The sequence below is a fragment of the Stakelama saccharophila genome (assembly GCF_032229225.1).
In the GTDB taxonomy this organism is placed as follows: Bacteria; Pseudomonadota; Alphaproteobacteria; order Sphingomonadales; family Sphingomonadaceae; genus Sphingomonas; species Sphingomonas saccharophila.
Genome location: NZ_CP135076.1, coordinates 1 through 26574, shown reverse-complemented (window position 1 = coordinate 26574; position 26574 = coordinate 1). Strand labels below are relative to the sequence as shown.

Annotated in this window: 30 protein-coding genes and 1 tRNA gene; 8 read left to right on the top strand and 23 right to left on the bottom strand. The window is 67.7% G+C overall.

Annotated elements, in window-relative coordinates; genetic code table 11:
• Nucleotides 1–371: 371 nt before the first annotated feature.
• Nucleotides 372–1556, bottom strand: coding sequence for a phospholipase D-like domain-containing protein (locus RPR59_RS00155; RefSeq protein ID WP_313915441.1), 1185 nt, complete (start codon nt 1554–1556; stop codon nt 372–374).
• Between the two features lie 131 nt (nt 1557–1687).
• Here RPR59_RS00155 and rpoZ point away from each other — a divergent pair, with 131 nt between their 5' ends.
• Nucleotides 1688–2032 carry a DNA-directed RNA polymerase subunit omega gene (rpoZ, locus tag RPR59_RS00150; protein ID WP_313915439.1) on the top strand — a complete coding sequence of 115 codons (345 nt, stop codon included), beginning with the start codon at nt 1688–1690 and terminating at the stop codon, nt 2030–2032.
• Between the two features lie 114 nt (nt 2033–2146).
• Here rpoZ and RPR59_RS00145 read toward each other — a convergent pair whose 3' ends face one another.
• Entirely contained in the window at nt 2147–2824 is a 678-nt protein-coding gene (locus tag RPR59_RS00145; protein WP_313915437.1) for an RlmE family RNA methyltransferase, read from the bottom strand.
• Nucleotides 2821–3864 (bottom strand): Ppx/GppA phosphatase family protein, encoded by a 1044-nt coding sequence (locus tag RPR59_RS00140; protein WP_313915435.1) that lies wholly within the window; start codon nt 3862–3864, stop codon nt 2821–2823. The genes RPR59_RS00145 and RPR59_RS00140 overlap by 4 nt, the downstream gene beginning before the upstream one ends.
• 161 nt (nt 3865–4025) lie before the next feature.
• Here RPR59_RS00140 and RPR59_RS00135 point away from each other — a divergent pair.
• Nucleotides 4026–4099 (top strand) — tRNA-Gln (locus tag RPR59_RS00135).
• Between the two features lie 47 nt (nt 4100–4146).
• On the opposite strand, the gene RPR59_RS00130 is transcribed toward RPR59_RS00135, so the two are convergent.
• Nucleotides 4147–4629 carry a TlpA family protein disulfide reductase gene (locus RPR59_RS00130; RefSeq protein ID WP_313915433.1) on the bottom strand — a complete coding sequence of 161 codons (483 nt, stop codon included), beginning with the start codon at nt 4627–4629 and terminating at the stop codon, nt 4147–4149.
• A gap of 118 nt (nt 4630–4747) precedes the next feature.
• Between RPR59_RS00130 and argH the strand changes: the two genes are divergently transcribed.
• Genes argH through RPR59_RS00105 form a run of 5 tightly spaced genes read left to right on the top strand, consistent with a single transcriptional unit; the run spans nt 4748 to nt 9368 of the window.
• Nucleotides 4748–6124, top strand: coding sequence for an argininosuccinate lyase (gene argH / locus RPR59_RS00125; protein ID WP_313918548.1), 1377 nt, complete (start codon nt 4748–4750; stop codon nt 6122–6124).
• A complete protein-coding gene (locus tag RPR59_RS00120) occupies nt 6121–6375 on the top strand; it encodes a hypothetical protein (RefSeq protein ID WP_313915432.1) in 255 nt (84 codons plus the stop codon). The genes argH and RPR59_RS00120 overlap by 4 nt, the downstream gene beginning before the upstream one ends.
• A 4-nt stretch (nt 6376–6379) precedes the next feature.
• Nucleotides 6380–7639: a diaminopimelate decarboxylase gene (lysA, locus tag RPR59_RS00115; RefSeq protein ID WP_313915430.1), complete on the top strand. Its 1260-nt coding sequence runs from the start codon at nt 6380–6382 to the stop codon at nt 7637–7639.
• Nucleotides 7636–8415: a precorrin-2 dehydrogenase/sirohydrochlorin ferrochelatase family protein gene (locus RPR59_RS00110; protein WP_313915428.1), complete on the top strand. Its 780-nt coding sequence runs from the start codon at nt 7636–7638 to the stop codon at nt 8413–8415. Before lysA ends, RPR59_RS00110 begins: the two co-directional genes overlap by 4 nt.
• On the top strand, nt 8412–9368 hold the full coding sequence (locus tag RPR59_RS00105) for a CorA family divalent cation transporter (protein WP_313915426.1): 957 nt from the start codon (nt 8412–8414) through the stop codon (nt 9366–9368). Before RPR59_RS00110 ends, RPR59_RS00105 begins: the two co-directional genes overlap by 4 nt.
• Before the next feature lie 9 nt (nt 9369–9377).
• On the opposite strand, the gene RPR59_RS00100 is transcribed toward RPR59_RS00105, so the two are convergent.
• The 19 genes from RPR59_RS00100 to RPR59_RS00010 form a co-directional block, all read right to left on the bottom strand.
• Complete coding sequence (locus tag RPR59_RS00100) at nt 9378–9914, bottom strand: NADPH-dependent FMN reductase (protein WP_313915424.1); 537 nt, start codon at nt 9912–9914, stop codon at nt 9378–9380.
• 49 nt (nt 9915–9963) lie between these two features.
• Nucleotides 9964–10362, bottom strand: a complete 399-nt coding sequence (locus RPR59_RS00095) for a flagellar export chaperone FliS (protein WP_313915422.1) — start codon at nt 10360–10362, stop codon at nt 9964–9966.
• An 8-nt stretch (nt 10363–10370) separates the two neighbouring features.
• Entirely contained in the window at nt 10371–11804 is a 1434-nt protein-coding gene (gene fliD / locus RPR59_RS00090; RefSeq protein ID WP_313915420.1) for a flagellar filament capping protein FliD, read from the bottom strand.
• Between the two features lie 48 nt (nt 11805–11852).
• Nucleotides 11853–12995 carry an EscU/YscU/HrcU family type III secretion system export apparatus switch protein gene (locus tag RPR59_RS00085; protein ID WP_313915417.1) on the bottom strand — a complete coding sequence of 381 codons (1143 nt, stop codon included), beginning with the start codon at nt 12993–12995 and terminating at the stop codon, nt 11853–11855.
• Nucleotides 12995–13765, bottom strand: coding sequence for a flagellar biosynthetic protein FliR (fliR, locus tag RPR59_RS00080; protein WP_313915415.1), 771 nt, complete (start codon nt 13763–13765; stop codon nt 12995–12997). Before fliR ends, RPR59_RS00085 begins: the two co-directional genes overlap by 1 nt.
• Nucleotides 13766–14035, bottom strand: coding sequence for a flagellar biosynthesis protein FliQ (gene fliQ, locus RPR59_RS00075; protein ID WP_313915414.1), 270 nt, complete (start codon nt 14033–14035; stop codon nt 13766–13768). It abuts the gene before it with no gap.
• Nucleotides 14036–14039: 4 nt separating this feature from the next.
• Nucleotides 14040–14864, bottom strand: coding sequence for a flagellar type III secretion system pore protein FliP (gene fliP / locus RPR59_RS00070; protein WP_313915413.1), 825 nt, complete (start codon nt 14862–14864; stop codon nt 14040–14042).
• Entirely contained in the window at nt 14861–15115 is a 255-nt protein-coding gene (locus tag RPR59_RS00065) for a flagellar biosynthetic protein FliO (RefSeq protein WP_313915411.1), read from the bottom strand. Before RPR59_RS00065 ends, fliP begins: the two co-directional genes overlap by 4 nt.
• Nucleotides 15112–15411, bottom strand: a complete 300-nt coding sequence (gene fliN, locus RPR59_RS00060; RefSeq protein WP_313915409.1) for a flagellar motor switch protein FliN — start codon at nt 15409–15411, stop codon at nt 15112–15114. Before fliN ends, RPR59_RS00065 begins: the two co-directional genes overlap by 4 nt.
• Complete coding sequence (locus RPR59_RS00055; RefSeq protein WP_313915407.1) at nt 15408–16358, bottom strand: flagellar motor switch protein FliM; 951 nt, start codon at nt 16356–16358, stop codon at nt 15408–15410. Before RPR59_RS00055 ends, fliN begins: the two co-directional genes overlap by 4 nt.
• A gap of 6 nt (nt 16359–16364) precedes the next feature.
• Entirely contained in the window at nt 16365–16916 is a 552-nt protein-coding gene (locus tag RPR59_RS00050; protein WP_432280273.1) for a flagellar basal body-associated FliL family protein, read from the bottom strand.
• A gap of 84 nt (nt 16917–17000) precedes the next feature.
• On the bottom strand, nt 17001–18848 hold the full coding sequence (locus tag RPR59_RS00045) for a flagellar hook-length control protein FliK (RefSeq protein WP_313915403.1): 1848 nt from the start codon (nt 18846–18848) through the stop codon (nt 17001–17003).
• A 31-nt stretch (nt 18849–18879) separates the two neighbouring features.
• Nucleotides 18880–19314, bottom strand: a complete 435-nt coding sequence (locus tag RPR59_RS00040) for a hypothetical protein (RefSeq protein WP_313915401.1) — start codon at nt 19312–19314, stop codon at nt 18880–18882.
• The gene (locus RPR59_RS00035) at nt 19307–20638 is read right to left on the bottom strand and encodes a FliI/YscN family ATPase (protein WP_313915399.1); all 1332 of its coding nucleotides are present in this window, start codon (nt 20636–20638) and stop codon (nt 19307–19309) included. Before RPR59_RS00035 ends, RPR59_RS00040 begins: the two co-directional genes overlap by 8 nt.
• Nucleotides 20632–21399, bottom strand: a complete 768-nt coding sequence (locus RPR59_RS00030) for a FliH/SctL family protein (RefSeq protein ID WP_313915397.1) — start codon at nt 21397–21399, stop codon at nt 20632–20634. The genes RPR59_RS00035 and RPR59_RS00030 overlap by 7 nt, the downstream gene beginning before the upstream one ends.
• Entirely contained in the window at nt 21392–22399 is a 1008-nt protein-coding gene (fliG, locus tag RPR59_RS00025) for a flagellar motor switch protein FliG (protein WP_313915395.1), read from the bottom strand. Before fliG ends, RPR59_RS00030 begins: the two co-directional genes overlap by 8 nt.
• Nucleotides 22396–24072, bottom strand: a complete 1677-nt coding sequence (fliF, locus tag RPR59_RS00020) for a flagellar basal-body MS-ring/collar protein FliF (RefSeq protein ID WP_313915393.1) — start codon at nt 24070–24072, stop codon at nt 22396–22398. Before fliF ends, fliG begins: the two co-directional genes overlap by 4 nt.
• A gap of 3 nt (nt 24073–24075) precedes the next feature.
• A complete protein-coding gene (gene fliE / locus RPR59_RS00015; protein ID WP_313915391.1) occupies nt 24076–24456 on the bottom strand; it encodes a flagellar hook-basal body complex protein FliE in 381 nt (126 codons plus the stop codon).
• Nucleotides 24453–25706 (bottom strand): sigma-54 interaction domain-containing protein, encoded by a 1254-nt coding sequence (locus RPR59_RS00010; protein WP_313915389.1) that lies wholly within the window; start codon nt 25704–25706, stop codon nt 24453–24455. The genes fliE and RPR59_RS00010 overlap by 4 nt, the downstream gene beginning before the upstream one ends.
• Before the next feature lie 247 nt (nt 25707–25953).
• Here RPR59_RS00010 and RPR59_RS00005 point away from each other — a divergent pair.
• Nucleotides 25954–26574 (top strand): flagellin N-terminal helical domain-containing protein (locus RPR59_RS00005; RefSeq protein ID WP_313915387.1); only part of this gene is annotated, 621 nt, incomplete at its 3' end.

The following is a 26574-nucleotide window of genomic DNA, read 5'->3' as shown; positions in this document are numbered from 1 at the left end:
GACCTACCCACTGGGGGCGCACCACCTTCGATCTCGCGCGGCAATATGGCAGGCGCACAGGATTCCGCGTGATGCTCGAAACTCCGAACCTGCCGGAACCGGCACGCCGGACTTCGTGCGCGACACGATTCCTCACGTTCCGCTGCGGAGGGAATGGCAGGACGATTCTTCGCAGGTCCGCTATCGCAAAAAGCATGCGCTGCCCCGCTATGGATCGGATATCGCGCCTGTCCCGCTTTCATCTGGGGCATTCGAACGTGGCGGCGCCGCCGGGTGGTGGCCGGGCTAGCCAATGACGGCGTCGCTGCCGTGCCGGGGGTGTTGCGCCTCACACTGACGTGCGCCGCCATTCCGCCGACGCGGTCTTGCAGTCACGCATTCGGCCGGGAGCGCGTTCCGTCCTCTTCGCCGAAGTTCAGGCGGCGGGTGATGTTATAGTCCAGTACCGCCATCACAAAATAGGCGGCGGCCTGTTTGAGCCGCCGCCACGGCGAGGTGAAGGCGCGGTGCGCCTCGCGCGTGATGCGCTCCGATCGTTCGACCTCTCCGTCGATATAGTCGCGGACATGCGCGGCGAAGCGGGCGTCCTCGACGCGCAGCATCAATTCCAGATTGAGGAACATCGACCGGACATCGAAATTCGCCGATCCGATATGGACGACGTCGTCGATCACGAACAGCTTGGTATGCAGCTTCAGCGGCTGGTATTCGTATATTTCCACCTGCTTGCGCAGCAGCCCGGCATAGGTGAAGCGCGATGCCCAGATGGCGGCGCCGTGATCGGTTCTGGCCGGCAGGACGAGACGCACCCGCCCGCGCTGCCCGGCACGATCCAGCCGCCGCAGCATCGCCGGTCCCGGCGCAAAATAGGCCGAAACCAGGTCGATCCGCTTCGCGCTTTCCATCTCCCGCTTGATGACGCGCGCCCAGGGCGACAGCCGCCGTGTCGGCCCGCCCAGCAGCCAGCGGGTGTCGCCTTCGGTTTCCGACCAGGTCGCGAGGATGCGCGCCAGGGACCGCAAGGGCGCATAGGGCCGCTTCGTCCATTGCCATAGCGCATCGTAATAGGCTGCGAGACGGGACACGGCCTCGCCTTCGACCAACAGGCCGAGATCGCGCCAGGCGTCTTCATCGGGCGTGCCGAAATAGGATTGCTGGATATTGAAGCCGCCGATGATCGCGCGCCGTTCGTCGGCGATGGCGAGCTTCTGGTGATTGCGCAGCAGATAGCGTTTGCCCCAGCGCGGCACGAAGCGACAGAACTCGACCCCGGCATCGTGAAGGGGTTTGAAGAAGGCGTGGTCCTGCGCGCGCTCGCTGCCGAGGCCGTCGACCAGCAGCCAGCACGACACGCCGCGCGCCCGCGCCTCGAGCAATGCCTGGCGCACGCGCGCGCCGGCATCGTCGTCGACGAAGATGTAATACAGAATGCGCAGGCTGCGTTCGGCGCGGCGGATAAGGCTGATCAGGGCGTCGATCCGGCGCGGGCCGGTGTCGAGCAGCGTCAGCCGATCGCCATCGATGCTGAATGTCGGTTGGGGCGGCGCTTCCGTCATCACCGCGCTCTTGCAGGGCGCGCCACCGGCTGGCAAGGGTGCGGTCCCGACGTCGCTCGGCTTGACATCGTCGCAGTATGGCCCTAGGTCTGCGCCCTTTCCAGACACCGTAGTTGCGAAGGAAGCGTTTCATGGCGCGCGTCACTGTCGAGGATTGCGTCGACAAGGTTCCCAATCGGTTCGATCTCGTTTTGTTTGCTGCCGAGCGGGCGCGCCAGATTTCCGGCGGCGCCGAACTGACGCTGGACCGCGACCGGGACAAGAATCCGGTCGTCGCGCTGCGCGAGGTTGCCGAGGAAACGGTCAAGCCCAAGCATCTCGAGGAATCGCTCGTCTCCAGTCTGCAGCGCGTGCAGATCGACGATGAGGAAGCGCCGGACGAGATCGGCTCGCTGTCGGATTCGGCCGAGGCGTTGCGCCTCACCGCCGCCGCGCCGCCGCGCAACACCAATATCGGCGGCGAATACGAAAGCTGATCGCCGCCGGCGACAATCACCTGTCGAGCAGAACGGGCGCGCCGATACCGATCGGCGCGCCCGTTTTCTTTGCCGTTCGTCGCGCCGGGCCGGGCAGGTGAAGCGTTCCTTATCCTATCGGGGCTGATCGAGCCCCTTGAACCCCTGCGCGACGACATACCATTCGGAAGAGTCCTTGCGACTGGCCGGTGGCTTGGCGTGCTTTACCGTCGTGAAATTGCGCTTCAGTTCGGCCACCAATGCGCTGTCGGCGCCGCCGGCGAGCACCTTCGCCACGAAGGCGCCGCCGGGGGCCAGGATTTCGGTGGCGAATGCCGCGCCTGCTTCGACCAGCCCCATCGTGCGCAAATGGTCGGTCTGCGGGTGGCCGACCGTATTCGCCGCCATGTCCGACAGTACAAGGTCGGCCGGGCCGTCCAGCGCATCCTTCAACCGGTCGGGTGCGTCGTCATCCAGAAAGTCCATCTGGAAGATGGTGACGCCCTCTATGGGGTCGACCGGCAACAGGTCGATGCCGACGATCGCGGCGTCGGGCGTGCGCTTTCGCACGACCTGCGTCCAGCTTCCCGGTGCGATGCCGAGGTCGACAACCCGCTTCGCCTTTTTCAGCAGCCCGAATTTTTCGTCGAGTTCGAGCAGTTTGTACGCCGCTCTACTGCGATAGCCCTCCGCTCTGGCCCGCTTGACATAGGGATCGTTCAACTGGCGCTCCAGCCAGCGCGTCGATTGCGCGCTGCGCCCGCGCGCGGTGCGGACCCGTTGGCGGCCGCCGCTTCTGCCGCCGCGACTCACAGCCCCACTCCGTGCATCAGCCGTCGCAGGATGCCTTCGCGGATGCCGCGATCGGCGACGCCGATCCGTTCCGCGGGCCACAGGTCGAGAATGGTTTCCAGGATCGCGCAGCCGGCGACGACGAGATCGGCCCGCTCACGCCCGACACAGGGCACGGCGGAGCGAGTCGCCAAATCCATTCTGGCGAGATCGTTGCTCACCTGGCGCATGGCCGGCGCTGGGATGATCAGGCCGTCGATGCGCGATCGGTCGTAAACCGACAGGCCCAGATGTACGCTCGCCAGCGTGGTGACCGTTCCGCTCGTCCCGAGCAGCCGCCGTCCGGCCGCGACCTCGGGCAGGCGGGCGGCAAAGGGGCGCATCGCATCCGCCACCTGATCCTTCATCCACCGGTAGCATTCCGCAGTGCCGTCCATGCCGCCGGCCGCGCGCGTCGCCTCGGTGAGGGATACCACGCCCCAGGGCGCACTGTGCCAGTCCAGCACGCCGGGCACGGGATCGCCGGCATCGATCAGGACGAGTTCGGTCGATCCGCCGCCGATGTCGAAGACCAGGGCCGGGCCCTTGCCGGCCTCGAGCAGCGCGTGACACCCCAATACGGCCAGCCGCGCTTCCTCTTCGGCGGTGATGATGTCGAGTCGGATTCCGGTTTCGCGCTGGACGCGTTCGATGAAGGCCCGACCGTTGCTCGCTCGGCGGCAGGCTTCGGTCGCCACCGATCGGGCGAGGCTGACACGGCGGCGCCGCAGCTTGTCGGAGCAGACGCGCAGCGCGGCGATGGTGCGGTCGATGGCCGCTTCGCTCAGATGGCCGCTCGACGCCAGTCCTTCGCCGAGCCGGACGATGCGCGAAAAGGCATCCACCACGGTGAAGCCGTCGTTCGCCGGACGCGCGATCAGCAATCTGCAGTTGTTCGTTCCCAAATCCAGCGCCGCATAGTTCCGTGCGCCCGGCCAGCGTTCGCGCGCCGGCGATGTGGTTGCCTCGTTGCCGGAAGCGCGATTCCGGCGGTGCGGCAACCGGGTGGGATATTCCCCCATGCCGTCACTCACTTATTTCCATGTTCCGTCACGGCCGAAATGGCCGCTCGGTGCTTGACCGCGAAGGTAGCGCAGGCCCGCGGCCTCGGCAAGCGGGGTCCGGAGGGCTGATGCCGCAGTGTTGACAGCCCGCGGCGCGCCGCCTATCTCGCGCGCCTCGTTGCCCCGTCGTCTAATGGTAAGACTACGGACTCTGACTCCGTCAATCGTGGTTCGAATCCACGCGGGGCATCCAGCTTCTTCTGCTCCCTCCCGCTGAACGATGTCGCGGCTGCGCCGCGATCACCGTAGCGCCTCGGCGATCAGCTTGCGCGATTCGGTATCGGACCAGTCGCGGTCGCCGGTATAGCGCCAGACCTCCTTGCCGGTCGCGTCGTACAGCACCGTTGTCGGCAGGTTGCCGCCAAGCGTGGTGCTCCAGCCCATGTCGGGATCGACATAGGGCTGCAACGCTGCATAGTCGCGCTTCGCGAACCAGGGACGGACCGCTTCCGCGCCGCCTAGATCCTGGCTGATCGGCACGACTTTCAGGCGGTCGCCCATGTCGCTTGCCAATGCGTCGAGCGTCGGCATTTCCTTGATGCACGGTGCGCACCATGTCGCCCACAGGTTCACCAGTACCGGGGATCCGCGAAAATCGTCGAGCGTGTGCTTCGCGCCGGAAAGATCGGTAAAGCCGATGTCGGGGGCGGCTTCGCCGGCATGGCTGCGGTCGATCCCGCCGGCTTCGCCCACCGTGTCCGAAGCTGCGCTATCGGTCGCCATCGGTTCGCCTTTCCCCGGCGCTTGCTCCCCACCGGGCGATTGCCTATCGCAACCGGCGGCTCCCAACAGGCCGATGAGGAGAAAAGCGATTCCGGAGCGCATGTCAGGGTCCAATGCGATGTGGGGCGGACGCTTCGCCGAAGGGCCGTCCGCGGTCATGCGTGAGATAAATGCCTCCATCCCCTTCGACAAGCGGCTGTGGCGCCACGACATTGCGGGGTCGAAGGCGCATGTCGCGATGCTGGCGCAGCAAGGCATCGTCTCGGCCACCGATGCCGAGGCCATCACACGGGGCCTGGACGCCGTCGCCGCCGATTATGAAGCGAGGGGCGTGCCGGAGGATCTGGCGCTCGAAGACATCCACATGGTCACCGAAAAGACCCTGGCCGAAAAGATCGGCCCGGCGGCGGGACGGCTGCACACCGCGCGTTCGCGCAACGACCAGGTGGCGACCGACTTCAAGCTGTGGACCCGCGATGCGATCGACGAGCTTGATGCAGGCCTCTCGGCGCTTCAGGACACGCTGCTCGCCCGTGCCGAAGAACATGCCGCGAGCGTGATGCCCGGCTTCACCCATCTCCAGTCGGCGCAGCCGGTGACGCTGGGCCATCACCTCATGGCCTATTACGAGATGATCGCGCGCGACCGCGGTCGCCTTGCCGATGCGCGGCGGCGGTTGAACGAATGCCCGCTGGGTGCCGCGGCGCTCGCCGGCACCGGCTTTGCCATCGACCGCGAGGCGACGGCGGCGGCGCTCGGCTTCGACCGGCCGACGCGCAATTCGCTCGATTCGGTCTCCGACCGCGACTTCGCGCTCGAATATCTTACCGCGGTGACGCAAGCGAGCCTGCACCTGTCGCGACTGGCCGAGGAGTTCGTCATCTGGGCATCGCAGCCCTTCGGCTTCGTCGCCCTGTCCGACCAATGGTCGACCGGTAGCTCGATTATGCCGCAGAAGCGCAATCCCGACGCGGCCGAGCTGGTGCGCGGCCATGCCGGGCGGATCGCGGGCTGCTGCACCGCACTGATGATGACGATGAAGGGCCTGCCGCTCGCTTATTCCAAGGACATGCAGGACGACAAGCCGCCGGTGTTCGAGGCGCACGATCTGATCGCGCTCGCCGTCGCGGCGATGACGGGAATGGTCGAAAGCGCCCGGTTCCGTGCCGATCGCATGCGTGCATTGGCGGAGGCGGGTTTCGCCACGGCGACCGATCTGGCCGACTGGCTGGTGCGCGAGGCAGGGCTGCCCTTCCGCGAGGCGCATCATGTGACCGGGCGCGTCGTGGCCGAGGCGGAGAAGCGCGGCGTCGCGCTCGACGGCCTGACGCTGGAGCAGCTCCGCGCGGTGGACGAGCGCATCGATGCGCGGGTGTTCGATGTACTGAGCGTCGACGCGTCGGTGGCCAGCCGGACCAGTTTCGGCGGTACGGCGCCCGAGCGGGTGCGCGAGGCCGTATCGACGGCGCGCAAGAATCGCGGAGAGCGTGCATGAGGCCGATGACCTTCCCCCGTCTTTGCTTCGCCGCTGGTGCGCTGGCCCTGTCCGCTTGCGGCGCGAAGAATGCGCTGGAGCCGCCCGAGGGGCAGCCGCTGCCGCCGCCGCCTTATGGCGCGGAAGAAGCGCCGACTGCGTCGAATCTGCTGTCGCCTGCCCCGGAGATGCGGCCGCAGCGCAGCGACGAATTGCTGAAGGATTCGCGCGAACGCGAACCCGATCCGTTCGACCTCCCGCCCGAAGGCTGATTTCATGGATTTCTTTTCCCAACGGGCCGGCAGCCTGCATGCCGAGGATGTCCCGCTGGACCGCATCGCCGAGGCGGTGGGGACACCGGCCTATGTCTATTCGCGCGCCACGCTGGAACGGCATGCCCGGGTCTTCCGCGACGGGCTGAAGCAGATCGAGCGGCTGCACCTCGCCTTTGCCATCAAGGCCAACCCGAACCTCGCCGTACTGCGCGTCCTGGCGGATCGCGGCTACGGCGCCGACGTGGTCTCCGGTGGCGAGATGGCGCGCGCGCTGGCGGCCGGCGTGCCGGCCAGGGACATCGTGTTTTCCGGCGTGGGCAAGACGATCGGAGAGCTGGAAAGGGCTCTCGATGTCGGGATCGGGCAGTTCAACCTGGAGCACGAGCCGGAGGGCCGGGCGCTCGCCGGACTGGCGGCGGCGCGGGGGCAATCCGCGCCGGCGGTGCTGCGCGTCAACCCCGATGTGGATGCCGGCACCCACGAAAAGATTTCGACCGGGCGCGCGGAAAACAAGTTCGGCGTGCCGATAGACGAGGCGCGGGCGATGTTCGGCCGGCTCGCGGCGGAACCGGGCCTCGCCCTGCGCGGCGTGGCGATCCATATCGGCAGCCAGCTCGGTGATCTGGCGCCGCTGGAACGCGCCTATCGTCGGGTCGGGGAACTGATCGCGATGCTGCGCGGCGACGGCCATGCCGTCACCCATGTCGATCTCGGCGGCGGACTGGGCGTGCCCTATCGCCCCGGCGACGTGATGCCGAGCCCGGCCGAATTCGGCGCGATGGCGGCGCGCGTGACCCAGGGGTGGGATGTCGACCTGATGTTCGAGCCCGGCCGCGTGATCGCGGGCAATGCCGGGGTACTGCTGACCCGCGTGATCTGGGTAAAGCCGGGCATCACGCATCCTTATGTCATCGTCGATGCGGCGATGAACGACCTTGCGAGGCCGTCGCTCTACGACGCCTATCACGCCTTCGAGGCGGTGCGCCCGAGCGGCGACCGGATGACGGCCAATATCGCCGGGCCGGTATGCGAAACCGGCGACACCTTCGCCATGGGGCGCGAAATCGACCGTGTCGGACCCGGCGACCTGGCGGTGTTCCGCACCGCCGGCGCCTATGGCGCGACCATGGCCAGCACCTATAACAGTCGCGCCCTGGTGCCGGAGGTCATGGTCGATGGCGACCGTTACGCGGTCGTCGCCGATCGCATCCGCCCCGAAACCATCATGGCGGCCGAACGCGTGCCGGACTGGCTGACATGAGCATGACCGGCCTGCCCGTGCTGCTCAGGCTGGCGGGGCGGCCGGTGATCCTTCTCGGCGACGGCCCGGCGGCGGAGGCGAAGCGGCGGCTGCTGGAACGCGCCGGCGCGGATGTCGTGACCGACGTTGATGCAGGCGCGGCGCTCGCCGTGGTGGCGATCGCGGACGATGCCGAAGCGCAGGCCGCGATCGCGCGGTTGCGCGTGCGCGGCGTGCTGGTGAACGCGGTCGACCGACCGGCGCTTTGCGATTTCACCCTGCCGGCGATCGTCGAGCGCGATCCCGTGCTGGTGGCGGTCTCCACCGGCGGGGTATCGGCGGGACTGGCCGCGGCGCTTCGCCAGCGGCTGGAGGCGTTGCTGCCGGCGAGCCTCGGCGCATTGGCGAGGGAGATGGGCGGCGCGCGAGACGCGATGCGGGCGCAATGGCCCGATAACGAGGCCAGGCGGCGGCGGATCGCGGCGGCGCTGGCGGATGGCGGACCGCTCGACCCCCTGGCGGAGCACGGCCCCGGTGCGGTTTCCGACTGGCTTGCCGCGCCCGAGGCCGATCCGGCCGCCGGGCTGGTGACCATCCGCCTGCGTTCGGCCGATCCCGATGACCTCACGCTGCGGGAAGCGCGCTGGCTTGCGGACGCGGACCGGGTCTTTCACCGCGCCGATGCGCCTGCTGGCATTCTCGAGCGGGCGCGGGCCGATGCCGAACGGATTGTCTGCGCCGCTGCGCCTGCCGATCCCGGAGCGGGCTTGTCGGTCGACCTGGACCGGGCGCGATGAGCGGCTTCGCCTTCCGGGTGGCGGACGGTGCCGTCCATGCCGTCGCGGTGGACGACGCGCCGGGGGCGACCGGCGATCTCGTCTGGGTACACCTCGCCGCCAACGACCGGGAAGCGCATCGCTGGCTGTGCGAGCGGGCGGGGCTCGGCGACCATATCGCCGACACGCTGACCGCCAGCGAAACGCGCCCGCGGTGCGATCCGGCGCCCGGCGACGGCGTTTTCATCAACCTGCGCGGCCTGTCGGACGAAGCACGGGAGCTTTCCGATCCGCTGGCGTCGGTGCGAATCTATGCGCGCGAGGGCCGGGTGGTGAGCGTTTCGCGAAAGCGTCTCAACGGCGTCGCGGTCGTCTGCGATGCCATTGCCGGCGGCGGAATCGACGATCCCGGCGATCTGATCGCCGCCATCGCCACGGCGATCACGAACGAGCTGGACCCCGCCGTTGCCGATCTGGGCGATTCGCTGGACGATTGCGAGGAACGCCTCGAAGCCGACAATGCCTTCGCCCTGCGCCGCCGCGTCAACCACGTCCGGATCGAGGCGATCGGCTATCGCCGCTTCCTCTATCCGCAGCGTTCAGCGCTGGAAAAGCTGGCTACCATCGAGGTTCCCTGGCTGGCCGAGGATGACCGGCTGCACCTGGGCGCGGCGGCGGACCGGGCCGCGCGCATGGCGGAGGAACTGGAAAGCATTCGCGAGCGGGCGGCGCTCATACACGAAACGCTGACCGACCTGCGCGCCGAACAGATCGATCAGCGCTCGCTGATCATCGCGGTCGTCGCCATGGTCTTCCTGCCGTTGACCTTTCTTACGGGGCTGCTGGGCATGAATGTAAGCGGCATCCCGTTCGCGCATCGGTCCTGGGCGTTCGCCGGCGTCGTTCTCGTCTGTGCCGTGCTCGCGCTGGCCATCACCGCGTATTTCGCCAGGCGGCACTGGTTCCGCCGTTGAGCCCGCCGGTCAGCGGTCGAGGAACCAGCGCATCTGATTGAGCATCAGCCGCAATTGCGGCTCGGCCGCGGCCACGCAGTCGCCCCGCTCGCCGGTATTCACGGCGACGCCCAGCGGCGTCGGCCATCCGCGCAGCGCGTGGACGATGGTGCGCAGCGCTTCCAGCGTCGATACCGCCGCCTGCCAACCACCGGCGGTCGCGATCAGCCCCACCGGCATGCCATCGAAATAGACCCGCTCGTCCCCGCGGAGCAATTCGACGTGATCGAGTGCATTCTTGACCATGCCCGACAGCGACCCATGATAGCCGGGCGAGCCGATAATCAGCCCGTCGGCGCTGCGCAGCACGTCGAGAAACCGGGTGATCGCATCGCTGGCCAGCGCTTCCTCGGGCTCGAAATTGGGAAAGGCGATGACGTCACCGGTGAGCAGCGTCGTGCGTGCGCCCGATTCGGCGGCGATCGACAGCGCTGCGTCGAGCAGCGCGCCGGTGGCGGATTGCGGGCGCAGCGTGCCGCCCAGGGCGACGATATGCGGTTGCTTCATGCGCCCGCGCTAGACGAAAGCGCGGCGCGATGCCACCCGTGCCGCGGGATCAGGCGCGAACGCTGGCCCAGGCTTCCGCGATTTCGCGCAGGCTCTGCGCGGCGGTGCGAAAGGGCGCGGGATCCTGTCCGATGCTCGCGGCGACCACGCTTTCGCGCAAGCCGCGATAGAGCGTGGCGAGCGTTCGCGAGACGTCCCCGCCGCGAGTGAAGTCGAGACCGGATTCTAGGGCGAACAGGATGGCGGTCGCGCGGGTGATGCGCTCCGACTTGATCTGGTATTGCTTGTTCTCGACCGCCCAGGCCGCGGTCTCCAGCGCGCGAACGCCTTCTTCGTACAAGAGGCCGACAAGCTGGTGCGGATCGGCGCCACCGGCGCGCGACACCAGGTCGATCTGGCGATAGGTCTCGGCCGGATTGCCGGCAAGCGCGGTGGCATAGCGATACATGGCCGGCCTCAGCTATCCGCGTTCCACGCCTCGATCTGGTTCTCCAGAAACGTCTGCGTCGATTTATAGGCCGCGACCTTCGCGTCCATACTCGCGAATTGCTGGGTCAGCCGCTCGCGCATCTGCGTGGCGTCGGCGGCAGCCTCTTCCTGCGCCTCGGTCGCATCGTCGATCTGCGAATTGTAGAGCTTCTCGCTGGCGCCCAGGCCGAAGAAGGAACTCGTGGCGCGCGTCGCGATCGCCTCCAGCGCCGCGGGAAGGCCGTCGCCGGTCGACAGCAGCCCGGGCGAAAACATCTTTTCGACCGTATCCGCATGGCTGGTCAGCATCTTGTCGAGCACGTCCGTGTTGACGCTGAGCGTACCGTCCCGGTTGGTGCCGACGCCGATCTCGGCCAAGGTGGACGGTTCGCCCGCCACCCCGTCATTGACCAGGTTGACGACGGTGAGTTGCGACAGCGACTGGCGCAGCGATTTCGTCGCCGTGTCGCTCGTCAGGTCGCCTGTCTTGGGATCGAGATGACTTTGCACCGACGCCATCAGGCTGTTGTAGGTGTCGACGAAGTTGACGACCGCCTGGCGCAGGTTCGCGGTCGGCAGGCTGCTGCCGATCGTTACCGTCGTCCCCGGACTGGCCGATCGCAGGTCGAGTTGGACGCCCGCGATGAGGTCCTTCACCTGGTTGGTGGAGCGCTTGAGCGACACGCCATCGACCGTGACGAGCGCATCCTGCGCCGCGGTGCTGACGGTGGTGCCGCTTGCGCCGGTGCCGACATTCAGCGCCGACAGGCCCGGCGCCGTCGCATCCTCGGTTGCGGTCAGGGTGAAGGCCTGTTCGGCGCCGGTCTGTCCCTTCAGGATCAGCCGGGCGCCGTCGGCATCGCTGACGATACTCGCCGTGACCCCGGCATTCTTCGCGTTGATCGCGGCGGCGATGCCGTCGAGGCTGGAATTGCTGTCGTCGATGGTGATGTCGACGGCGCTTGCGCCGCCGGCGGTGAAGCCGGTCATCGCGCCGCCTGCATCCACCGTCGCCGTGCCGAAGGTCAGGGTCAGCGTACCCTTGCCGACCGTCGCGCTGCTGTCGGCGAACGCGCCGGAATTGACGACCTGTGCCTTGGCGAGCTGTTGCACCTCGAGAGAGGTGTCGAGGCCGGACAATTTCGCGCCCGGCAGCGTGCTGACCTGCACGATCGCGCTGTCGCTGCTGCTCGGCTGGCTGGTGAGCGAGCCGCCCTCGGCGAGGGCGTTGAGCGCGTCGGCGAAGCCGCGGATACCGCTCTTGAGTTCGGACACGCCGGAAATCCGGGTGTTGAGCGTGTCGATGCGGGTGGAAAGCTGCTGGTCCTTGGCGGCGAACTGCGCATCGACCAGGCTTTCGATCATCGACTTGGTGTCGATGCCCGAGCCGGTGCCGAGTGCGTTCAGGATCGAGTCGGTCATGCGCGTTTGTCCCCTACCCACCGGATAACGACCGGCGGCCCGCCGGCTTTAGGAAGTGCTGCCATCCCGCTGCCCATGTTCGTCGAACCGCGCGGTTTCGGGCACGTCGATCGCCGGCGGCGACCCGCCGGCCCGGGCGTTCACGTTGAAGATGAAAGCCAGCGCCACGGCGATCGCCTGATACAGGTCGTCGCGAACCTCCTGCCCCTCGCGGCTGGTGAAATAGACCGCGCGCGCCAGCGCCGGCGATTCGAGCGTCGGCACCTCGAATTCACGCGCGAGTTCGCGCAGGGCGAGCGCGGTCTCGCCCCGGCCCTTGGCGACGACGACGGGCACCTGGTCGCGGCCGGCGTCATAGCGCAAGGCGACGGAGAAATGCGTCGGGTTGGTGAGCACGACATGCGCCTCGGCGACGGCCTTGCGAAAGGAGCGCTTCATCACCTCGCGCTGCTTGCCGCGCAGCGCCTGCTTGGCTTCCGGCGAGCCTTCCGTTTCCTTGTGCTCGTCCTTCACCTCCTGCTTGGTCATCTTGAGCTGGTTCAGATGTCGAAAGAGGGCGATCGGCAGATCGACGGCGGCGATCATGGCCAGTCCCGCGGCCATGGCGAACAGCAGCATGATGAAGTCCTGGCCGAGCGCGCCGACAGCGCCTTCCAGGTCGGAGGACACCAGCCCCATCGCCCGGTGCGCGGTCGACCACAGCATGGTGAAGCCGATCGCGCCGAGCAGGATCACCTTCATGAGCGACTTGCCCAGTTCGATCATGCCTTGCGGTCCGAACATGCGCTTGACGCCCGAGGCGGGGTTGAGGCGCGACGGCTTGGGGGCCAGCAGCTTGCCGTTGAACTTCACCCCGCTCAGCACCGCTTGCCCCGCCACCGCGACGAGGATGGTCAGCGCGAACAGTCCGCCGAGCGAGGGCAGCAGCCGCCAGCCGGAATCCGCGAGCGGGCGCAGCGGGTCGAAGTCGGCGACATCGGCGGGTCCGAAGGTGAAGCATGCGACCAGCACGGCCTTGCACGCCGCCATCAGCGACGGGCCGAGCAGCGCCATCCAGGCACAGCCCGTCAGCACCACGATTGCGGTTGCGAAGTCGCGCGACCGCAGGATCTGGCCGTCCTCGAACGCTTTCTGTTTGCGCTTGGGTGTCGGGCTTTCGGTCTTTTCGCCGCCGCCGTTGCTCTCCGCCATCAGCCGAGCACCAGCCGCTGCGTCGCTTCCAGCCCCTCACGAATGATGACCAGCATGTAATCGCCCATCGCCGGCATCGCGACGAGCAGCGCGATCACGCCGACGAACAGGCTGGCGGGCAGGCCCACCGCGAACAGGTTGAGCGCCGGCGCCGAGCGCGACAGCATGCCGACGACGACGTTTAGGCACAGAAGCAGGAAACCGACCGGCAGCGCCAGCAACAGCCCGGCGAGGAAGGCGTAACCGCCGAACAGCGCGATGTTCATGAGCTGCGCAGGCGCCAGCCACGCTCCGGGCGGCAGCATGGTGTAGCTTCGCACGATCAGTTCGACGAGCACGAGATGCCCGTCAACGGACAGGAACAGCAGCGTCAGCAGGATCGACAGGAAGTTGCCGAGCGCGGGCGTCGAGGCGCCGTGCTGCGCATCGATCGTGGTGGCAAAGCCGATGCCCATGGAAATGCCGATCGCCTCGCTCGCCACCATGGGCGCTGCAAAGGCGATCTGGAGGATGAAGCCGAGCGCGAGGCCGATCAGCGCCTCGCCCGCGACCGACAGGAAGGTCGACAGGGCAAAGATCTCCTCCGGTACCGGCACGTGCGCGGCAGTCAGCGCGAGGACGGCGATGGCGCCCGATAGCGTGATGCGCACCGGCAACGGGATCGACACCGCGCCGAACACGGGCGCGGCGACGAACGCGGCGCCGACGCGCACCATCGTGAAGAGGAGCGCCCAGAGCTGCGGCTCGATCGAGAGGCCGAAGCCGAGCATCTATCGGACGAGATCGGGGATGCGTTCGAAGATCGAAACGGTGAAGTCGCTGAGCAGCCCCAGCATCATGCCGCCGAAGATCGCCAGCGAAATGGCGACGATGGCGAGCTTGGGGATGAAGGACAGGGTCTGCTCGTTGATCGACGTCGCCGCCTGCACCATGCCGATGATCAGGCCGGTGATAAGCGCGGGAAGCAGCACCGGCGCGGAGACCAGAGCGAGGATCCAGAGCGCCTGACGCCCGACCGAGAGGAAGTAATCGGCGTCCATGAGGCTATCGCACGAAGCTGTTGGCGAGGCTGCCCATCGTCAGCGCCCAGCCGTCGACGAGGACGAAGAGCAGGAGCTTGAACGGCAGCGAGATGATGGTCGGCGACAGCATCATCATGCCCAGCGACATCAGCACGGTCGCGACGACGAGATCGATGATGATGAAGGGCAGGAAAATGAGGAATCCGATCTGGAACGCGGTCTTCAGCTCGCTCGTCACATAGGCCGGCAGCAATACCGAATAGGGCACGTCGGTGGCCGAGCTGTACGGACCGCTGTTCGCCATGTCGGCGAACATGGTGAGGTCGCGCTTGCGCGTCTGCTTCATCATGAAGGCGTGCAGCGGCCTGCCGCCGCTCTCGATCATCTGGGTCGCACTGATCTGTCCATCGGCATAGGGCTGGATCGCGGCCTCGTTGATCTGCGAAATGGTCGGCGCCATCACGAACAGAGATAGGAACAGCGCCAGCCCGACCAGCACCTGGTTCGGCGGCGTCTGCTGCAGGCCAAGCGCCTGACGGAGCACCGCGAGCACGATGACGATGCGGGTGAAGCTGGTCATCATCAGGAGGATGCCGGGCAGAACCGACAGAAGCCCCATGATGATGAGTATCTGAAGCGACAGTGCGAGCGGCGCATCCTGGCCACCGCCCAGATCGCCGAGCGCGCGGTCGAGCGCGTCGCCGACGCCGGGTGCGGCCGGCGCAGCGGGCGCGGGCGTCTGGGCCAGCGCGGGATGCGCCAGCAGAATCGCGATCAGCAGCGCGACGAGCAGCCCCAGGCTGCGCGCGGCGAGCGACCCTCGTCGCGGAAATAGGCTGGACGTCATCGATCGGCCTTGTCGATCAACGCGACGTTGCCGCGGGCGACGGAGACGAGCAGGCGCCTCCCCTCGAACTCGATCACCGCAAGCCGGGTGCCGGGGGAGATCATCATGGTTTCCCTGACCTGGAGGAGCTTGTCTCCCTGCTGTCCCGGCAGCCGCGCCTCCAGCTTGCGCCATGCCCACAGGCACGCGATCAGGAGGCCGCAGACCAGCGGCAGCAGGATGACCAGCTTCAGGACATAGGCCCAGATCACAGCTTGGCGACCCGCCGCTCGGGGCTGACGAGCTCGGTCATGCGGATGCCGAAGCGGTCACCCACCGTCACCACTTCGCCGCGGCCGATCAGCGTGCCGTTGACGAACAGGTCGAGCAGCTCGTTCGACTGGCGGTCGAGCTCGATCACGCTCGATTCGCCCAGCGCCAGCAATTCGCGCAGCGTCAGATGGGTCGAACCGATCTCGACCGTCAGCTTGACCTCGACATCCTGCAGCAGCCGGAAATTGGCGGCCACCGCGCCGTCGGTCGGGAAGCTTCCCGTCATGTCGTTCATTGGAAGTCCTCTTCATCGAAATGGTCGAGCGAATTGATGCGGATCGCCGCGCGTCCGTTCGCCGTGCCCACGGTGCCCGCGCCGATGCGGTTGTTGGCGACCATGACCGGCACGTCGCGATCGACGCGGATGGGGATGACGTCGCCTTCGCGAAGCTCCATCAGTTGTCCGATGGTGATCGTCGGCTCGGCGAGCACGGAGCGGACCTTGAAGCGCACTTTCATCGCCGCGCGCGTCAGGCCGTTGTTCCAGCGCGGGTCGGGCTCGGCCGAGCGGCCGTGGACCTTCGCCGTCAGTTCCGCACCGAACGGCTTCAGCGCCGACACGGGATAGAGCAGATCGACGAATTCCGGCTTCGCGCCGTCGGCGGCGATGCCGAAGCGCGTGATCACCATCGGATCGTCGCTGTCGATCGTGGACAGCATCACCGGATTGGTTTCCAGGCTGGTCGCTTCGAAACCGATCCGCGCCACCGGTTCCCAGGCGCTGGTGATCGGCCCGTCCATCATCCGGGCCAGGCGGTGGACCATGGATTCGGCGGCGGCGGAGAACTCGGCGGGCATTGTGCTCGGCCCGTCGCCATTGCCGCCGAAGAAGCGATCGAGCAGTTCGAGGACGAAGCGGCCGTCCAGGACCAGCAGCGCCTGGCCGCCGCCCGGCGACATCGCCAGCGGCAGCCACGCCGTCAGCCCCTGCTCGCGTTCCGCGCAGTAATCGGCAAATCGTTGCACGCTCACCGGTTCCGCCCAGCTCCGCACCGCACGGCCGAGCATGGGCTCGAACACGCGCCGCATCCCGCGCGCGAGCCGCGCCGACAGGTGCTGGAGCGTGTGCAGATCGCCGAACGGATTCAGACTGGAGCCCGCAAAGACCGGTGCGTGCTCCGCATCGGCCCTGGGCTGCTGCCGCCGTTCCGTCGGCGCTTCGGGTGAATCGGTGTTAACCATGCACGGTCACTGAACAACAAAATTGGTAAAATAGACGTTACCAATCCCGCCGAAGCCTTCCTTCTGCTCGAGCGTGTGGTTGATCGAATCGCGCAGCCGCTTCTGCAGCTTGCGCTTGCCCTGCATGGAGAAGACCTCGTCCTCCGGCGTATCCCCGAGCGCCATCAGGACGGCCGAACGCACGGCGATTTCGTGCGTTTTCAGGCTCTCCAGCACGCGGTCGTCATAAGGTGTGGAAACCGCCAGGCCGACCTGGATGAAATGCACGCTGTCGCGCAGGTTGGAAGTGAACTCCTTGTCCATGGCGTAGTAATTGGACGCATATTTATCGCCGCCCACGCCGGTGGGAGCGCCATGCGTCTCGCCGCCGCCTTCGCCGTGCCCACCTTCGCCGTCACCGCCGATGGCGACGCGCTTTTCCTCAGACTTCGGGACCAGTTGCGGTACGTCGGGGGCGTGAGCGGTCGTCGCTGCGCCGCCGCCGATCAGGCCGGACTGCGCCGCGTACAGGCCCGCGCCCAGGCCGCCGCCGAGCAGCAGCACGATGCCGCCGATCACAAGCACCAATGTCTTCATCTTTCCGGATTTCTTCGGAGCTTCGGCAGCCTTGCCGTCAGTTTCCGCCATGCGAGATTCCTTTCGTTAGGCGATTCGGTAATCGGAAGTGGTGCGGGCATCGGATTCCTCCGCGCGCGCCAGTCGGTTGGGGAGTGCGGGCGCATCCCGATCGGGGTGGCGGCCCTGGCCGGCATCGCCGCCGGTGCCGCTGTCGACCGTCGTCTGGCCGAGCCGCACGCCGCGGGCATCGGCAAGCTCCGCCAGCCGCGGTGCCGCATCGCTCAACGCGGCACGTGCCGCCGGATTGTCGGCGGTGAAATGGACATGCACATGGTCGCCGTCCTGACGCACCGAAACGCCGACCTTGCCGAGCGCATCGGGCGCAAGTCGAATCTGGCCGTGCTTGCCGTCGTTGCTCATGCGCAGCGATTCGATGCGGTCGATCATCTTTTCGATGCCGGCGTCCTGGCGCAGGTCCATCGGCTGCTGGCTTGCGCCGTCGGTCATCGCGGACGGCGCGGCGATGGTGCGGCCGTGAAGAGCCTGCCCGGCGAGAATGGCGGCATCGTCGTCGCCATCGCTGCGGGAGGCGATGCGGGTCATCGCCGGCTCGGCCTCCGTGCGCACGAAGCCGGCGAGGGAAGCGCCGGCGCTGGTAGTATCCATCGGCGCCGCCACAGGGGCACTAGCAGGGAACGCGTGCTGCGGCGGCATCGGCGCCGGCTGCGGGCGCTGGGGAGCAGGAGGATGACCGGCGTCCACCTTGTGCGTCGAGGATGTTGCGACCGGGGCTTTCTGGCTCGCACCGTGCACCGCACCGGAATCGCGACTGCCTGTTTCGGTAGCGACCGGCCGGTCCGCAGTGACCGGCTGCTGCGCCTCGTTCGCTGCCATTCGCGTGCGTCCGGGAGCGGTTTCCAGTCGCGCGTCGATCCGCTGCGCTACGGACAGCCGCTCGGCGGACTGCCGCACGGCGGGCTTCCCGTCGGATTTCGCCGGGACCGGCGTGTCGTGCATGTGCGGCGCTGCGACGGCCGCCCTATCGGCAGCGGGCGGAGGAAGCCGCTTGCCGCCGTCCTGCGCTAGCTGATTGCGCGCTGTTGCGGGAGCGGGGCTGGCGTCGGTGTCGCTGTGAACCGCTCGCCTGCCGTTCTCGGTTTCGACCACCCGGATGACAGGCGCCCCGCCGTCCGGGGCGGCTGGTCGAGGCTGGTCCCGACGGCTGCGGATCGCGGTGCCGTCCGCCGTGCGGTCCTGAAGAATCGCACCGCTATCGGAATGGATTTCGGGTCGGCCATTCGTCACGGCCGACACCGGCTTCGGTGAGGGACGTGCGTTCGTCGGTGTTTCGGGCGAAGCATCGGACGGCGGGGACGCTGCCTCGGTAGCAAGGTCCTTCATCGCTGTGTTCCGCTCGGCGGCATGGGTGCTGGCGGGCGCGACGGGACGCTCCGCTCCCGTCGCGGTGCCGGCGACCTCGGTCGGAGCGCTCTCGGGCGTTCCGATTTCAGCCGGGGACTGTGCCGCGAAGGGGAGGGACGCGGCCATGGACGCCTCCGAATGCGCGCGGTGCTTGCTGGTTTCGGGCTCCTGCTCGTCGGACGCCGGGTGTGATTTCGCCTCTCCGCCTTTTGCCGCGACATGCGCGTTGGTCGGCGGCATCGGCACATCGCGCGTGCCGGGGGCTGCCGGGAGAGCCTGCCCCTTCGGATCGTGCGCGTCGGCCTTGCCGAGCTCCGGCGGCAACAGGATGCCGGTTCCGGCAAGCAGTTGCCGTACCGAGCCGTCCGGCTTTTCCGATTCTGCCGCGTCCGACGGGCTGACCGAGACCGCGGCCAGCGCTAGCGCGAAGCCTGGACCGCCGCTGCTTTCGCGCGGTAGTGCGGCCTTACCGGATGGCAGGCTCAGGAGGGGGGCAGCGATGGGTTTCATGAATGGGCGGCATCCGTCGTTCGAACCGATATCAGCAAGGATCGTGCCGTTTCGGCCGTGCTGTCGCGGGCATCGCTTCCAGCGTCCGGCGCGCTTTCGCCGCGGCCGCTTCTTCCGCGCGCTCCATCAATTTTTCGACCGCGCTCTGGTCGCGCCATGCCGCCTGTGTACGTTCGCGGGCATCGTCCAGCCCCCGTTCGGCCGCCGCCAGCCGGCGCTTGGCCGTATCCGCCGATTGCTGCAGCCGGTCGCGATAATGGGCGGCGGCGATGAAGTGCGTCGCGTCGGTGGGCGTCGGCGTGGCGGCCGGCGCGACGGCGGCGTGCAACTGGTCGATGCGATCGCGGAGCGCGGTTTCGCCGGCAACGCGCTCGACCGCCTTCGCTTCGTCGGCCCGGACGAGATCGAGCTGCAGTGACCGCACCCGGTGGAGCCGCGCGAGCCGCTTGGCCGAACGGTCAGCCATCGCCGAATACGCCGGTCAGCTCCGCCACCGCGTCGGACAGCGTCACGACCGCATCGGCATCCTGCTTGATATATTCCATGACCGCCGGATGGCAGGCGAGCGCCGCATCGATCGCCGGATCGGCACCGCTGCGATAGGCGCCCATCAGGATCAGATCGCGATTCTCCTCATAGGTCGCGAGATGCCGGCGCAGGATGCGGGCGGCGGCGATGTGCGGCTTTTCGGCAATATCCGTCATCACGCGGCTGACCGAAGGTCCCAGGTCGATTGCCGGATACACGCCCTGCTCGGCGAGCTGGCGCGACAGCACGATGTGCCCGTCGAGGATCGAGCGGGCCGAATCGACCACGGGATCGTTGCCGTCGTCGCCATCCGCGAGCACGGTGTAGATCGCGGTGATGGACCCGCCGGAGGACACGCAGGTGCCGGCGCGCTCGATCAGGCTCGGCAGCATGGCGATGGCCGACGGCGGATAGCCGCGCGCCGATGCCGGCTCGCCCAGCGCCAGACCGATTTCGCGCCCGGCATGGGCGACGCGCGTCAGGCTGTCCATGATCAGCAGGACCTTCTTGCCCTCGGCCCGGAACGATTCGGCGATTGCCGTGGCGCGAAGCGCGCCCCGGATGCGCAGCACCGGCGAATGGTTGGCCGGGACGGCGACGACGACCGAGCGCTTGCGCGCATCACCGGAAATCTTCGTCTCCAGAAAGTCGGCGACTTCGCGACTGCGTTCGCCGATCAGGCCCACGACCACCACGTCCGCCTCGGCCGCGCGGACCATCATGCCCAGCAGCACCGACTTGCCGACGCCGGAGCCGGCCATGATGCCGATGCGCTGGCCTTGGCCGAGCGTCAGCAGGCCGTTGATCGCACGGACACCGACGTCCATCGGCTCCCGCACGCGGCCGCGGTCGAGCGGGTTCTGGATGTGTCCGGCAAGCGGCCAGCGTCCGGCGCCGCGGATGGGGCCGTTCCCGTCGATCGGCTTGCCCGATCCGTCGACCACGCGGCCCAAGAGGGCCTGCCCGACCTCCGCCTCGCCCGGCGGGCCGATGGGCCGCACCGGCGAATTCGGCAGCAGCGCCGCCGGACCGCCGAGATTCATCAACAGCGTACGGCCGGAACGAAAGCCGATGACCTCCGCCTCGACCCTGTTCCCACCGGCGGTATCGATGGCGCACACCGTGCCGACCGGCAGCGACAGGCCGACCGCTTCCATCAACAGGCCGTCATAGGAGGCGAGCCGCCCGGAAACCTTCGGCCGGGGGATGAAATCCTGCTCGGCCAGCGCGGTCAGATAATCGTCGGTGAAGCGGTTCAGCATTTGGGCGGCACCGCCACCTGTTCCAGCGCCGCCGCGAGTTGCTCGAGCCAGAGTTCGGGGCCGTCCTCGACAACGGTCGAGACCGATTCGAGCAGGAAGCTGCCGCGCTCGATGTTCGAATCGCCCACGGGAAAGACGTTCTTGGGCAACGTGCCCTCGACCAGCGGGACGTCGTCGGGATGCAGCCGCAGCATCGCGGATTCCGCGCCGTCGGCGAGCAGTTCGGCCGCGGCCTCGATGCGGCGGAGAAGCAGATCGCCGGCCACGCCGACATCGCCGACGATGCGCCTGACGAGCAACAGCACCGTTTCCCGGATGCGCCGGGCGATGCGTTCCTGGTCGAAGGTGGGCCCTTGCGCCAGCGCGACCTGGAGCTGGCTCAGCAATTCCCGGTCGCGTGCGCCGCTTTGCGTCAAGTCGGCCATCGCGGCGGCACGCCCCTCGGCAAAGCCCGCGTCATGCGCGGCGGCGACGGGATCGACGAACTCGGCCGCTTCCTCGCCATCCTGCTTCAACTCGGGATCGAACGGATCCCATCCCTCGGTCGGATCGCATTCCGGATTGGCCGGGGAAAAGTGCCTGGGTTCAGGATTCTGCGGCTCGAAATGTTGCGGCGCCGCCTGCTTCGACGGAGGGGCGCTGTCGCGGACCCAGCTTCCGATGTCGCTGGGGGCGAAGGCGCCGCCGCTGGAAAAGGCTTCGTCGAGCGCGGTGGCGGCATCGTCGTGCCGGCCGGCGAATCCGGGAAGGAAATCAGACATAATCGTCGTCTCCGCCGCCCATGATGATGGTACCCTCCTTGCCCAGGCTGCGCGCGGTGGCGATGACGATCTTCTGCGCGTCGAGCACCTCGGTCAGGCGCATCGGGCCGCGCGCTTCCATTTCGTCGCGAATGCCGTCGGCCGCCCGGCTCGACATGCAGCCCAGGAAGCGCTCGCGCGCCTCTTCTTCGACGCCCTTCAGCGCCCGCACCAGCGTATCCGTCTCGATATTGCGGATGAGTACGCCCAGATTCTTGTCGTCGAGTTCCAGCAGATTGTCGAAGACGAACATCGCCTCCTCGATCTCCTTTGCCATTGCCCGATCGAGCTTGGCGAGCTTGGGCATGACGCGCGTCTCGGTCGCCTTGCGCGCGCCCGACAGGATCTTGGCGGCGTCGCGCGTGCCGCCGAGCTGTAGGCCCGCCGGCGTCCGCGACGCGCCCATGCGGCGCGACAGCATGTCCTTCAGCGTCTCGATCGCCTCCGGCGTGATCGGCCCCAGCCGGGCGATGCGGTGCAGGATCTGCGGCTGAGACGCTTCCGGCAGCAATTCGAATACCTTGGCCGCGACGTCCGGGTCCAGGTTGGCGATCAGCACGGCGGCGATCTGCGGATGCTCGTCCTCGATCAGCGCCGCGATTTCGGATGGTTCGAGCCATTCGAGCAGTTCGATGGCGCAGGCCGCTTCGGGCGGCGTGATGCGGGCGAGCACATTGCCCGCCTTTTCCTCGCCCAGCGCGCGGGTCATCATCGTCTGGATCTTCGGTTTGGGGTCGAAGCCGATGGCGGTGCGCTCCACCGCGCACGCGACGAAGATGTCGAGCACGCCTGCCACGTCCTCCTCGCTGACATCGGCGACGGCGAACATCGCCCGGCCGAGTTCGCGGACCTCGTCGGGATCGAGCTTCTGCAGAATGGCGGCGGCTTCCTCTTCGCCGACCAGCATCATCAGGACCGCGGCCCGTTCGATGCCGTTGAAGGTTTTGGTGGGCGCGTTCATCCCTTGGCATCCGCCTGGATCATGTCACGCACGGCGAGCGCGGCGCGAGCGGGGTTGTCGCGCGTGAAGCCCCGCACGAGGTTCACGCGCTCGTCATAGTTCCGCGCCGAGGCGAGCATGTCGATGCTGACCGGCGGTTCGCCGGCGGTTTCCTGCCCGTTCTCTCCAGCCGTGGCTTCCACAAGCTTGGCCGGTTCGTTTTCCTCACGCTTCTTCAGCAGCGCCTTGGACAGCGGACGGACGCCCAGCATCAGCACCAGGAGCGCGATGAGCACCGCCGTCCCGTTGCGCGCCGCCATCGGCACCCAGTCCGCCTGATACCATGCGGGCTCGCTGACATCGGTGGCGGACGGAGAAAACGCTTCGCTGATGACGGTCACCTGATCGCCGCGCGCCTTGTCGTACCCAACCGCTGCGCGAACCAGATCGGTGATCTTCTGGATCTCCGCCTTGCTGCGCGGCTTGCCCGTTGCCGGATCGCGCAGCAGCACCGCCACCGACAGCCGGGTGACGTCGCCCGGCATGGACTGCGTGACCGACACCTGCTTGCCGTGCGCATAGGTACGGGCATATTCTTCGCTGGTCTTGGCCGGCTGCCCGGCGTCGCCACCGGCGGCAGCGCCGTCATTGGCGGGCTGCTGCGTGCCTTCCTTCACCTGCGCCGTGGTCGGCGGCGTGTTCGACAGGGCGCCGGGAATGCCGCCCGCCGCCGCGCCGCTGTCCTTGCTCGTCCAGTTGCCCTGTTCGTTGCGGATCAGGCCGTCCTTGTCGTAACTTTCGCTGGTCGCCTGGCTCTGATCGAGATTGACCTCGGCCTGGATTTCGGCGGAGAAGTTGTTGGCGCCCACCATCGGCGTCAGCAGCTTGTAGAGCTGCGTGCGGTACTTCTCCTCGATGCGGCGCTGATAATCGATCCGCTGGTCGCCGATCGATTCGTCGAGGCCGCTCGATGCGCTGAGGAGCGACCCCATCTGGTCCACGATCGTGACGGCGTCGGGCTTCATGCCCGGCACCGACGAGGCGACGAGATTGATGATCGATCGTACCTGGGAATCGGACAGGGCACGGCCCGGCTCCAGCCGCACGATCACGGAGGCCGAGGGCGATTCCTGGTCGCGCACGAAGACCGAACTCTCCGGCTGGGCGAGGTGGACGCGCGCCTCGGCGACCGAATCGATTTCCTCGATCGACTTGGCAAGCTCGGTCTCGCGCGCCTGGCGGAGGCGCTCGCCTTCCACCGCGCGGCTGATGCCCATCGGCAGGTCGTCGAGAATGGCGTAGCCGCCGGGTGTCGATTTCGGCAGGTCTTGGCTGGCGAGCAGCATGCGCGCCTTGTGATATTCCTCTTCGGCGACGGTGATCGAGCCGGCGCCGTCGAAGCTGTTCTCGATGCCGGCGGTATCGAGCGCCTGCGTCACCGCCGCCTTGTCGGCATCGCTCAGGCTGGCGAACAGGATGCGCTGCGGCGGGGTGCGGACCATCGCCCAGGCGAGGAACGCCGCGGCGATCAGCCCGACCATGAAGACGAGCGGCAGACTGCGCTTCACCGCCGGCTGGGCGATGAAGCCGCTTACCTGCTTGAGCGGATTGGCGAGGCCCAGCGCGGTGCCGGGCTTGCCGGTCGGCGGGCCGTCGGGGGCGGGCCCCGATGCGGGTGCGAGTTGCTGGTCCATGTATTATACCGGCATGTTCATGATGTCTTTGTACGCCGACAGCAGCTTGTTCCTGACCTGCAGCGTCGCTTCGAAGCCGACCGAGGCCTGCTGGCGGGCCAGCATCACCTTGGCGATGTCGGTCGTCTCGCCGCGCTCATAGGCAGCGGAAAGGTCGCCCGCTTTCGCCTGGCTCTCGTTCACGCTCTTCAGCGCGTCGGCCAGCGTGTCGGCGAAGTCCGTCGCCTTGGCGTCCTGGGTCTGCGCAGGTGCGGCCGGAGCGGCGGCGCCCGCGGCGTTGTTGGCGCGCTGCAGCGCTGCGTTGCGCTCCAGGATCTGCGAGCGCAGCGCCATCACGCGGTCCACGCCCATCGCGCCGCCGGCGCCGTTCACGGGGCTCGTCATGCCGACACCGCCCGGACGATGTCATCGCCCTGTTCGCGCGCCTTGGCCAGCCGATAGCGCAGGGTGCGCTCGGAAATGCCCAGCTTCTTGGCGGTCTTGATCCGGCTGCCGCCGCAGGCTGCGAGCGTTTCGCGGATGGCCTGGAATTCCGACATCTGAACGATGTTGCTGAGCGTCTCCGGAGCCGCGGTGGTGGGTGCGGGCTCGGCGACGCGGTCGAAGACGATGTCGCCGGCCTCGATCCGCTCCGGTGCCGCGAGCAGCATGGCCCGCTGGATGACGTTTTCCAGCTCGCGGACATTGCCGGGCCAGTTGTGGTTCTGCAGCATCGCCAGCGCCTCGGGCGCCAACGCGGGCAGGGCGGTGCGCCCGGCGCCGTGCCGCACGATCATCGCCGCGGCAAGCGCCGCCACATCGCCCGGTCGCTCGGCGAGCGAGCGGGTGGCGAGCGGAAAGACGCTCAGCCTGTAATAGAGATCGGCGCGGAAGCGGCCCTCGGCCACTTCGGTCTGCAGATCGCGGTTGGCGCAGGCGATGACCCGGACGTCGATGGGAATGGCCTGGGTGCCGCCGATCGGCACGACCTCGCGCTCCTGCAGCGCCCGCAGCAGCTTCGCCTGAAGCTGGATAGGCATTTCCGCGATCTCGTCGAGCAGCAGCGTGCCGCCATGCGCGGCCCGGAAAAAGCCTTCTCCGCCCGAAGAAGCACCAGTGAAGGCGCCCTTCTGATGGCCGAACAGCATGGCTTCCAGCATCGTTTCCGGCAGCGCGGCGCAATTGACCGCGATGAACGGTCCGTCGGCGCGCTTCGAACCGTTATGGATCGTGCGCGCCATCACCTCCTTGCCGGTGCCGGTCGGTCCGTTGATCAGCACGGTGATGTCGGCCGCGGCCACGCGCTCGGCGAGCGCCATCAGCGCCAGGCTCTCCGGATCGGCGGCGACGGGCGCGCCGGGACCGCGCAGCAGCGCGCTCGCCATGCCGTGGGCGACGGCGGCTTCTTCCATCGGATAGGACAGCCGGGCCGGCGCGCCGTCGTGAAACGGCGTCACCGCCATCGCGTCCGCCTGGGCGAGGATGAGCGTGCGCGCCGGCACCGGCGAGGCTTCGCCGTCGGCGACCAGGAACAGGTCGCCGGGTGCGGGCTTGCGCGATTCGAGCGGCGCCGTGGTGAAGCCCTGGGCGCGCAGTGCTGACACCAGCGCGAAGTGGCCCTGCATGACGGCGGCTGACGGAAAGATCACAGGCATTCGGAAAAGTCCCCCTTACGAGGACGGTATTGCGCCCGCTGTGGTAAACGCGCGGTAAACTTTGCCGGCGGAGCGGAAAATTTTTGCCGAAGCTTTCCGCGCGCGCGAGGGCGCCCGCGAGCGGCGCGGCGGAGCCGAACTTTTTGCTTAATCCGCTTCGCCGACGGTCGTTTCCCGGTGTGGCTGCTCCAGCTCCCGCAAGGTTCGGGGGGATGCGCTGAGAGCTTGCGACGAACGGAGACGAATCATGACTGTTATCGGAACCAACACTGCGGCGCTTCGCGCGACGACGGCTTCGGCCAACTCCGACATGGCATTGTCGACGGCGATGGAGCGCCTGTCGACCGGCAAGCGCATCAACTCGGCGAAGGACGATGCCGCCGGCCTCGCCATCGCCAATTCGATGACCGCGCAGATCCGCGGCATGAACCAGGGCATCCGCAACGCGAACGACGGCATCTCGATGGCGCAGACCGCCGAAGGCGCGCTCAACGAAGTCACCAACATGCTCCAGCGTGTCCGCGAACTGGGCGTGCAGGCGTCCAACGGTACCTATAGCAGCGGTGACGTGAGCAATATTCAGTCGGAGATGACCGCGCTGAAGACCCAGATCACCAGCATTCTGGCGAACACCGAATTTAACGGCAAGAATCTCTTCGCCACCGCGTCCAACACCGTAAAAATCCAGGCCGGCGCCAATGCCAGCGACACCGTGTCTTTGACCTTCACTCAGCTGAGCACGGATACCGCGATTACCGACGCCTTGGCTGTCACGGCCTCTGGCCTGGCGACCAGTAATGCCGACCTCGCTAAGTTTGATACGGCTATCGACAAGGTCGCCACGGTGCGCGCCGGCCTGGGTGCTTCG

Excerpts from the sequence above, each read along its gene's own strand:
- RPR59_RS00155 (WP_313915441.1), bottom strand. The coding sequence starts at position 1,556 with ATGACGGAAGCGCCGCCCCAACCGACATTCAGCATCGATGGCGATCGG.
- rpoZ (WP_313915439.1), top strand. The coding sequence starts at position 1,688 with ATGGCGCGCGTCACTGTCGAGGATTGCGTCGACAAGGTTCCCAATCGG.
- RPR59_RS00140 (WP_313915435.1), bottom strand. The coding sequence starts at position 3,864 with ATGGGGGAATATCCCACCCGGTTGCCGCACCGCCGGAATCGCGCTTCC.
- RPR59_RS00130 (WP_313915433.1), bottom strand. The coding sequence starts at position 4,629 with ATGGCGACCGATAGCGCAGCTTCGGACACGGTGGGCGAAGCCGGCGGG.
- argH (WP_313918548.1), top strand. The coding sequence starts at position 4,748 with ATGTGGGGCGGACGCTTCGCCGAAGGGCCGTCCGCGGTCATGCGTGAG.
- RPR59_RS00120 (WP_313915432.1), top strand. The coding sequence starts at position 6,121 with ATGAGGCCGATGACCTTCCCCCGTCTTTGCTTCGCCGCTGGTGCGCTG.
- lysA (WP_313915430.1), top strand. The coding sequence starts at position 6,380 with ATGGATTTCTTTTCCCAACGGGCCGGCAGCCTGCATGCCGAGGATGTC.
- RPR59_RS00110 (WP_313915428.1), top strand. The coding sequence starts at position 7,636 with ATGAGCATGACCGGCCTGCCCGTGCTGCTCAGGCTGGCGGGGCGGCCG.
- RPR59_RS00105 (WP_313915426.1), top strand. The coding sequence starts at position 8,412 with ATGAGCGGCTTCGCCTTCCGGGTGGCGGACGGTGCCGTCCATGCCGTC.
- RPR59_RS00100 (WP_313915424.1), bottom strand. The coding sequence starts at position 9,914 with ATGAAGCAACCGCATATCGTCGCCCTGGGCGGCACGCTGCGCCCGCAA.
- RPR59_RS00095 (WP_313915422.1), bottom strand. The coding sequence starts at position 10,362 with ATGTATCGCTATGCCACCGCGCTTGCCGGCAATCCGGCCGAGACCTAT.
- fliD (WP_313915420.1), bottom strand. The coding sequence starts at position 11,804 with ATGACCGACTCGATCCTGAACGCACTCGGCACCGGCTCGGGCATCGAC.
- RPR59_RS00085 (WP_313915417.1), bottom strand. The coding sequence starts at position 12,995 with ATGGCGGAGAGCAACGGCGGCGGCGAAAAGACCGAAAGCCCGACACCC.
- fliR (WP_313915415.1), bottom strand. The coding sequence starts at position 13,765 with ATGCTCGGCTTCGGCCTCTCGATCGAGCCGCAGCTCTGGGCGCTCCTC.
- fliQ (WP_313915414.1), bottom strand. The coding sequence starts at position 14,035 with ATGGACGCCGATTACTTCCTCTCGGTCGGGCGTCAGGCGCTCTGGATC.
- fliP (WP_313915413.1), bottom strand. The coding sequence starts at position 14,864 with ATGACGTCCAGCCTATTTCCGCGACGAGGGTCGCTCGCCGCGCGCAGC.
- fliN (WP_313915409.1), bottom strand. The coding sequence starts at position 15,411 with ATGAACGACATGACGGGAAGCTTCCCGACCGACGGCGCGGTGGCCGCC.
- RPR59_RS00055 (WP_313915407.1), bottom strand. The coding sequence starts at position 16,358 with ATGGTTAACACCGATTCACCCGAAGCGCCGACGGAACGGCGGCAGCAG.
- RPR59_RS00045 (WP_313915403.1), bottom strand. The coding sequence starts at position 18,848 with ATGAAACCCATCGCTGCCCCCCTCCTGAGCCTGCCATCCGGTAAGGCC.
- RPR59_RS00040 (WP_313915401.1), bottom strand. The coding sequence starts at position 19,314 with ATGGCTGACCGTTCGGCCAAGCGGCTCGCGCGGCTCCACCGGGTGCGG.
- RPR59_RS00035 (WP_313915399.1), bottom strand. The coding sequence starts at position 20,638 with ATGCTGAACCGCTTCACCGACGATTATCTGACCGCGCTGGCCGAGCAG.
- RPR59_RS00030 (WP_313915397.1), bottom strand. The coding sequence starts at position 21,399 with ATGTCTGATTTCCTTCCCGGATTCGCCGGCCGGCACGACGATGCCGCC.
- fliG (WP_313915395.1), bottom strand. The coding sequence starts at position 22,399 with ATGAACGCGCCCACCAAAACCTTCAACGGCATCGAACGGGCCGCGGTC.
- fliF (WP_313915393.1), bottom strand. The coding sequence starts at position 24,072 with ATGGACCAGCAACTCGCACCCGCATCGGGGCCCGCCCCCGACGGCCCG.
- fliE (WP_313915391.1), bottom strand. The coding sequence starts at position 24,456 with ATGACGAGCCCCGTGAACGGCGCCGGCGGCGCGATGGGCGTGGACCGC.
- RPR59_RS00010 (WP_313915389.1), bottom strand. The coding sequence starts at position 25,706 with ATGCCTGTGATCTTTCCGTCAGCCGCCGTCATGCAGGGCCACTTCGCG.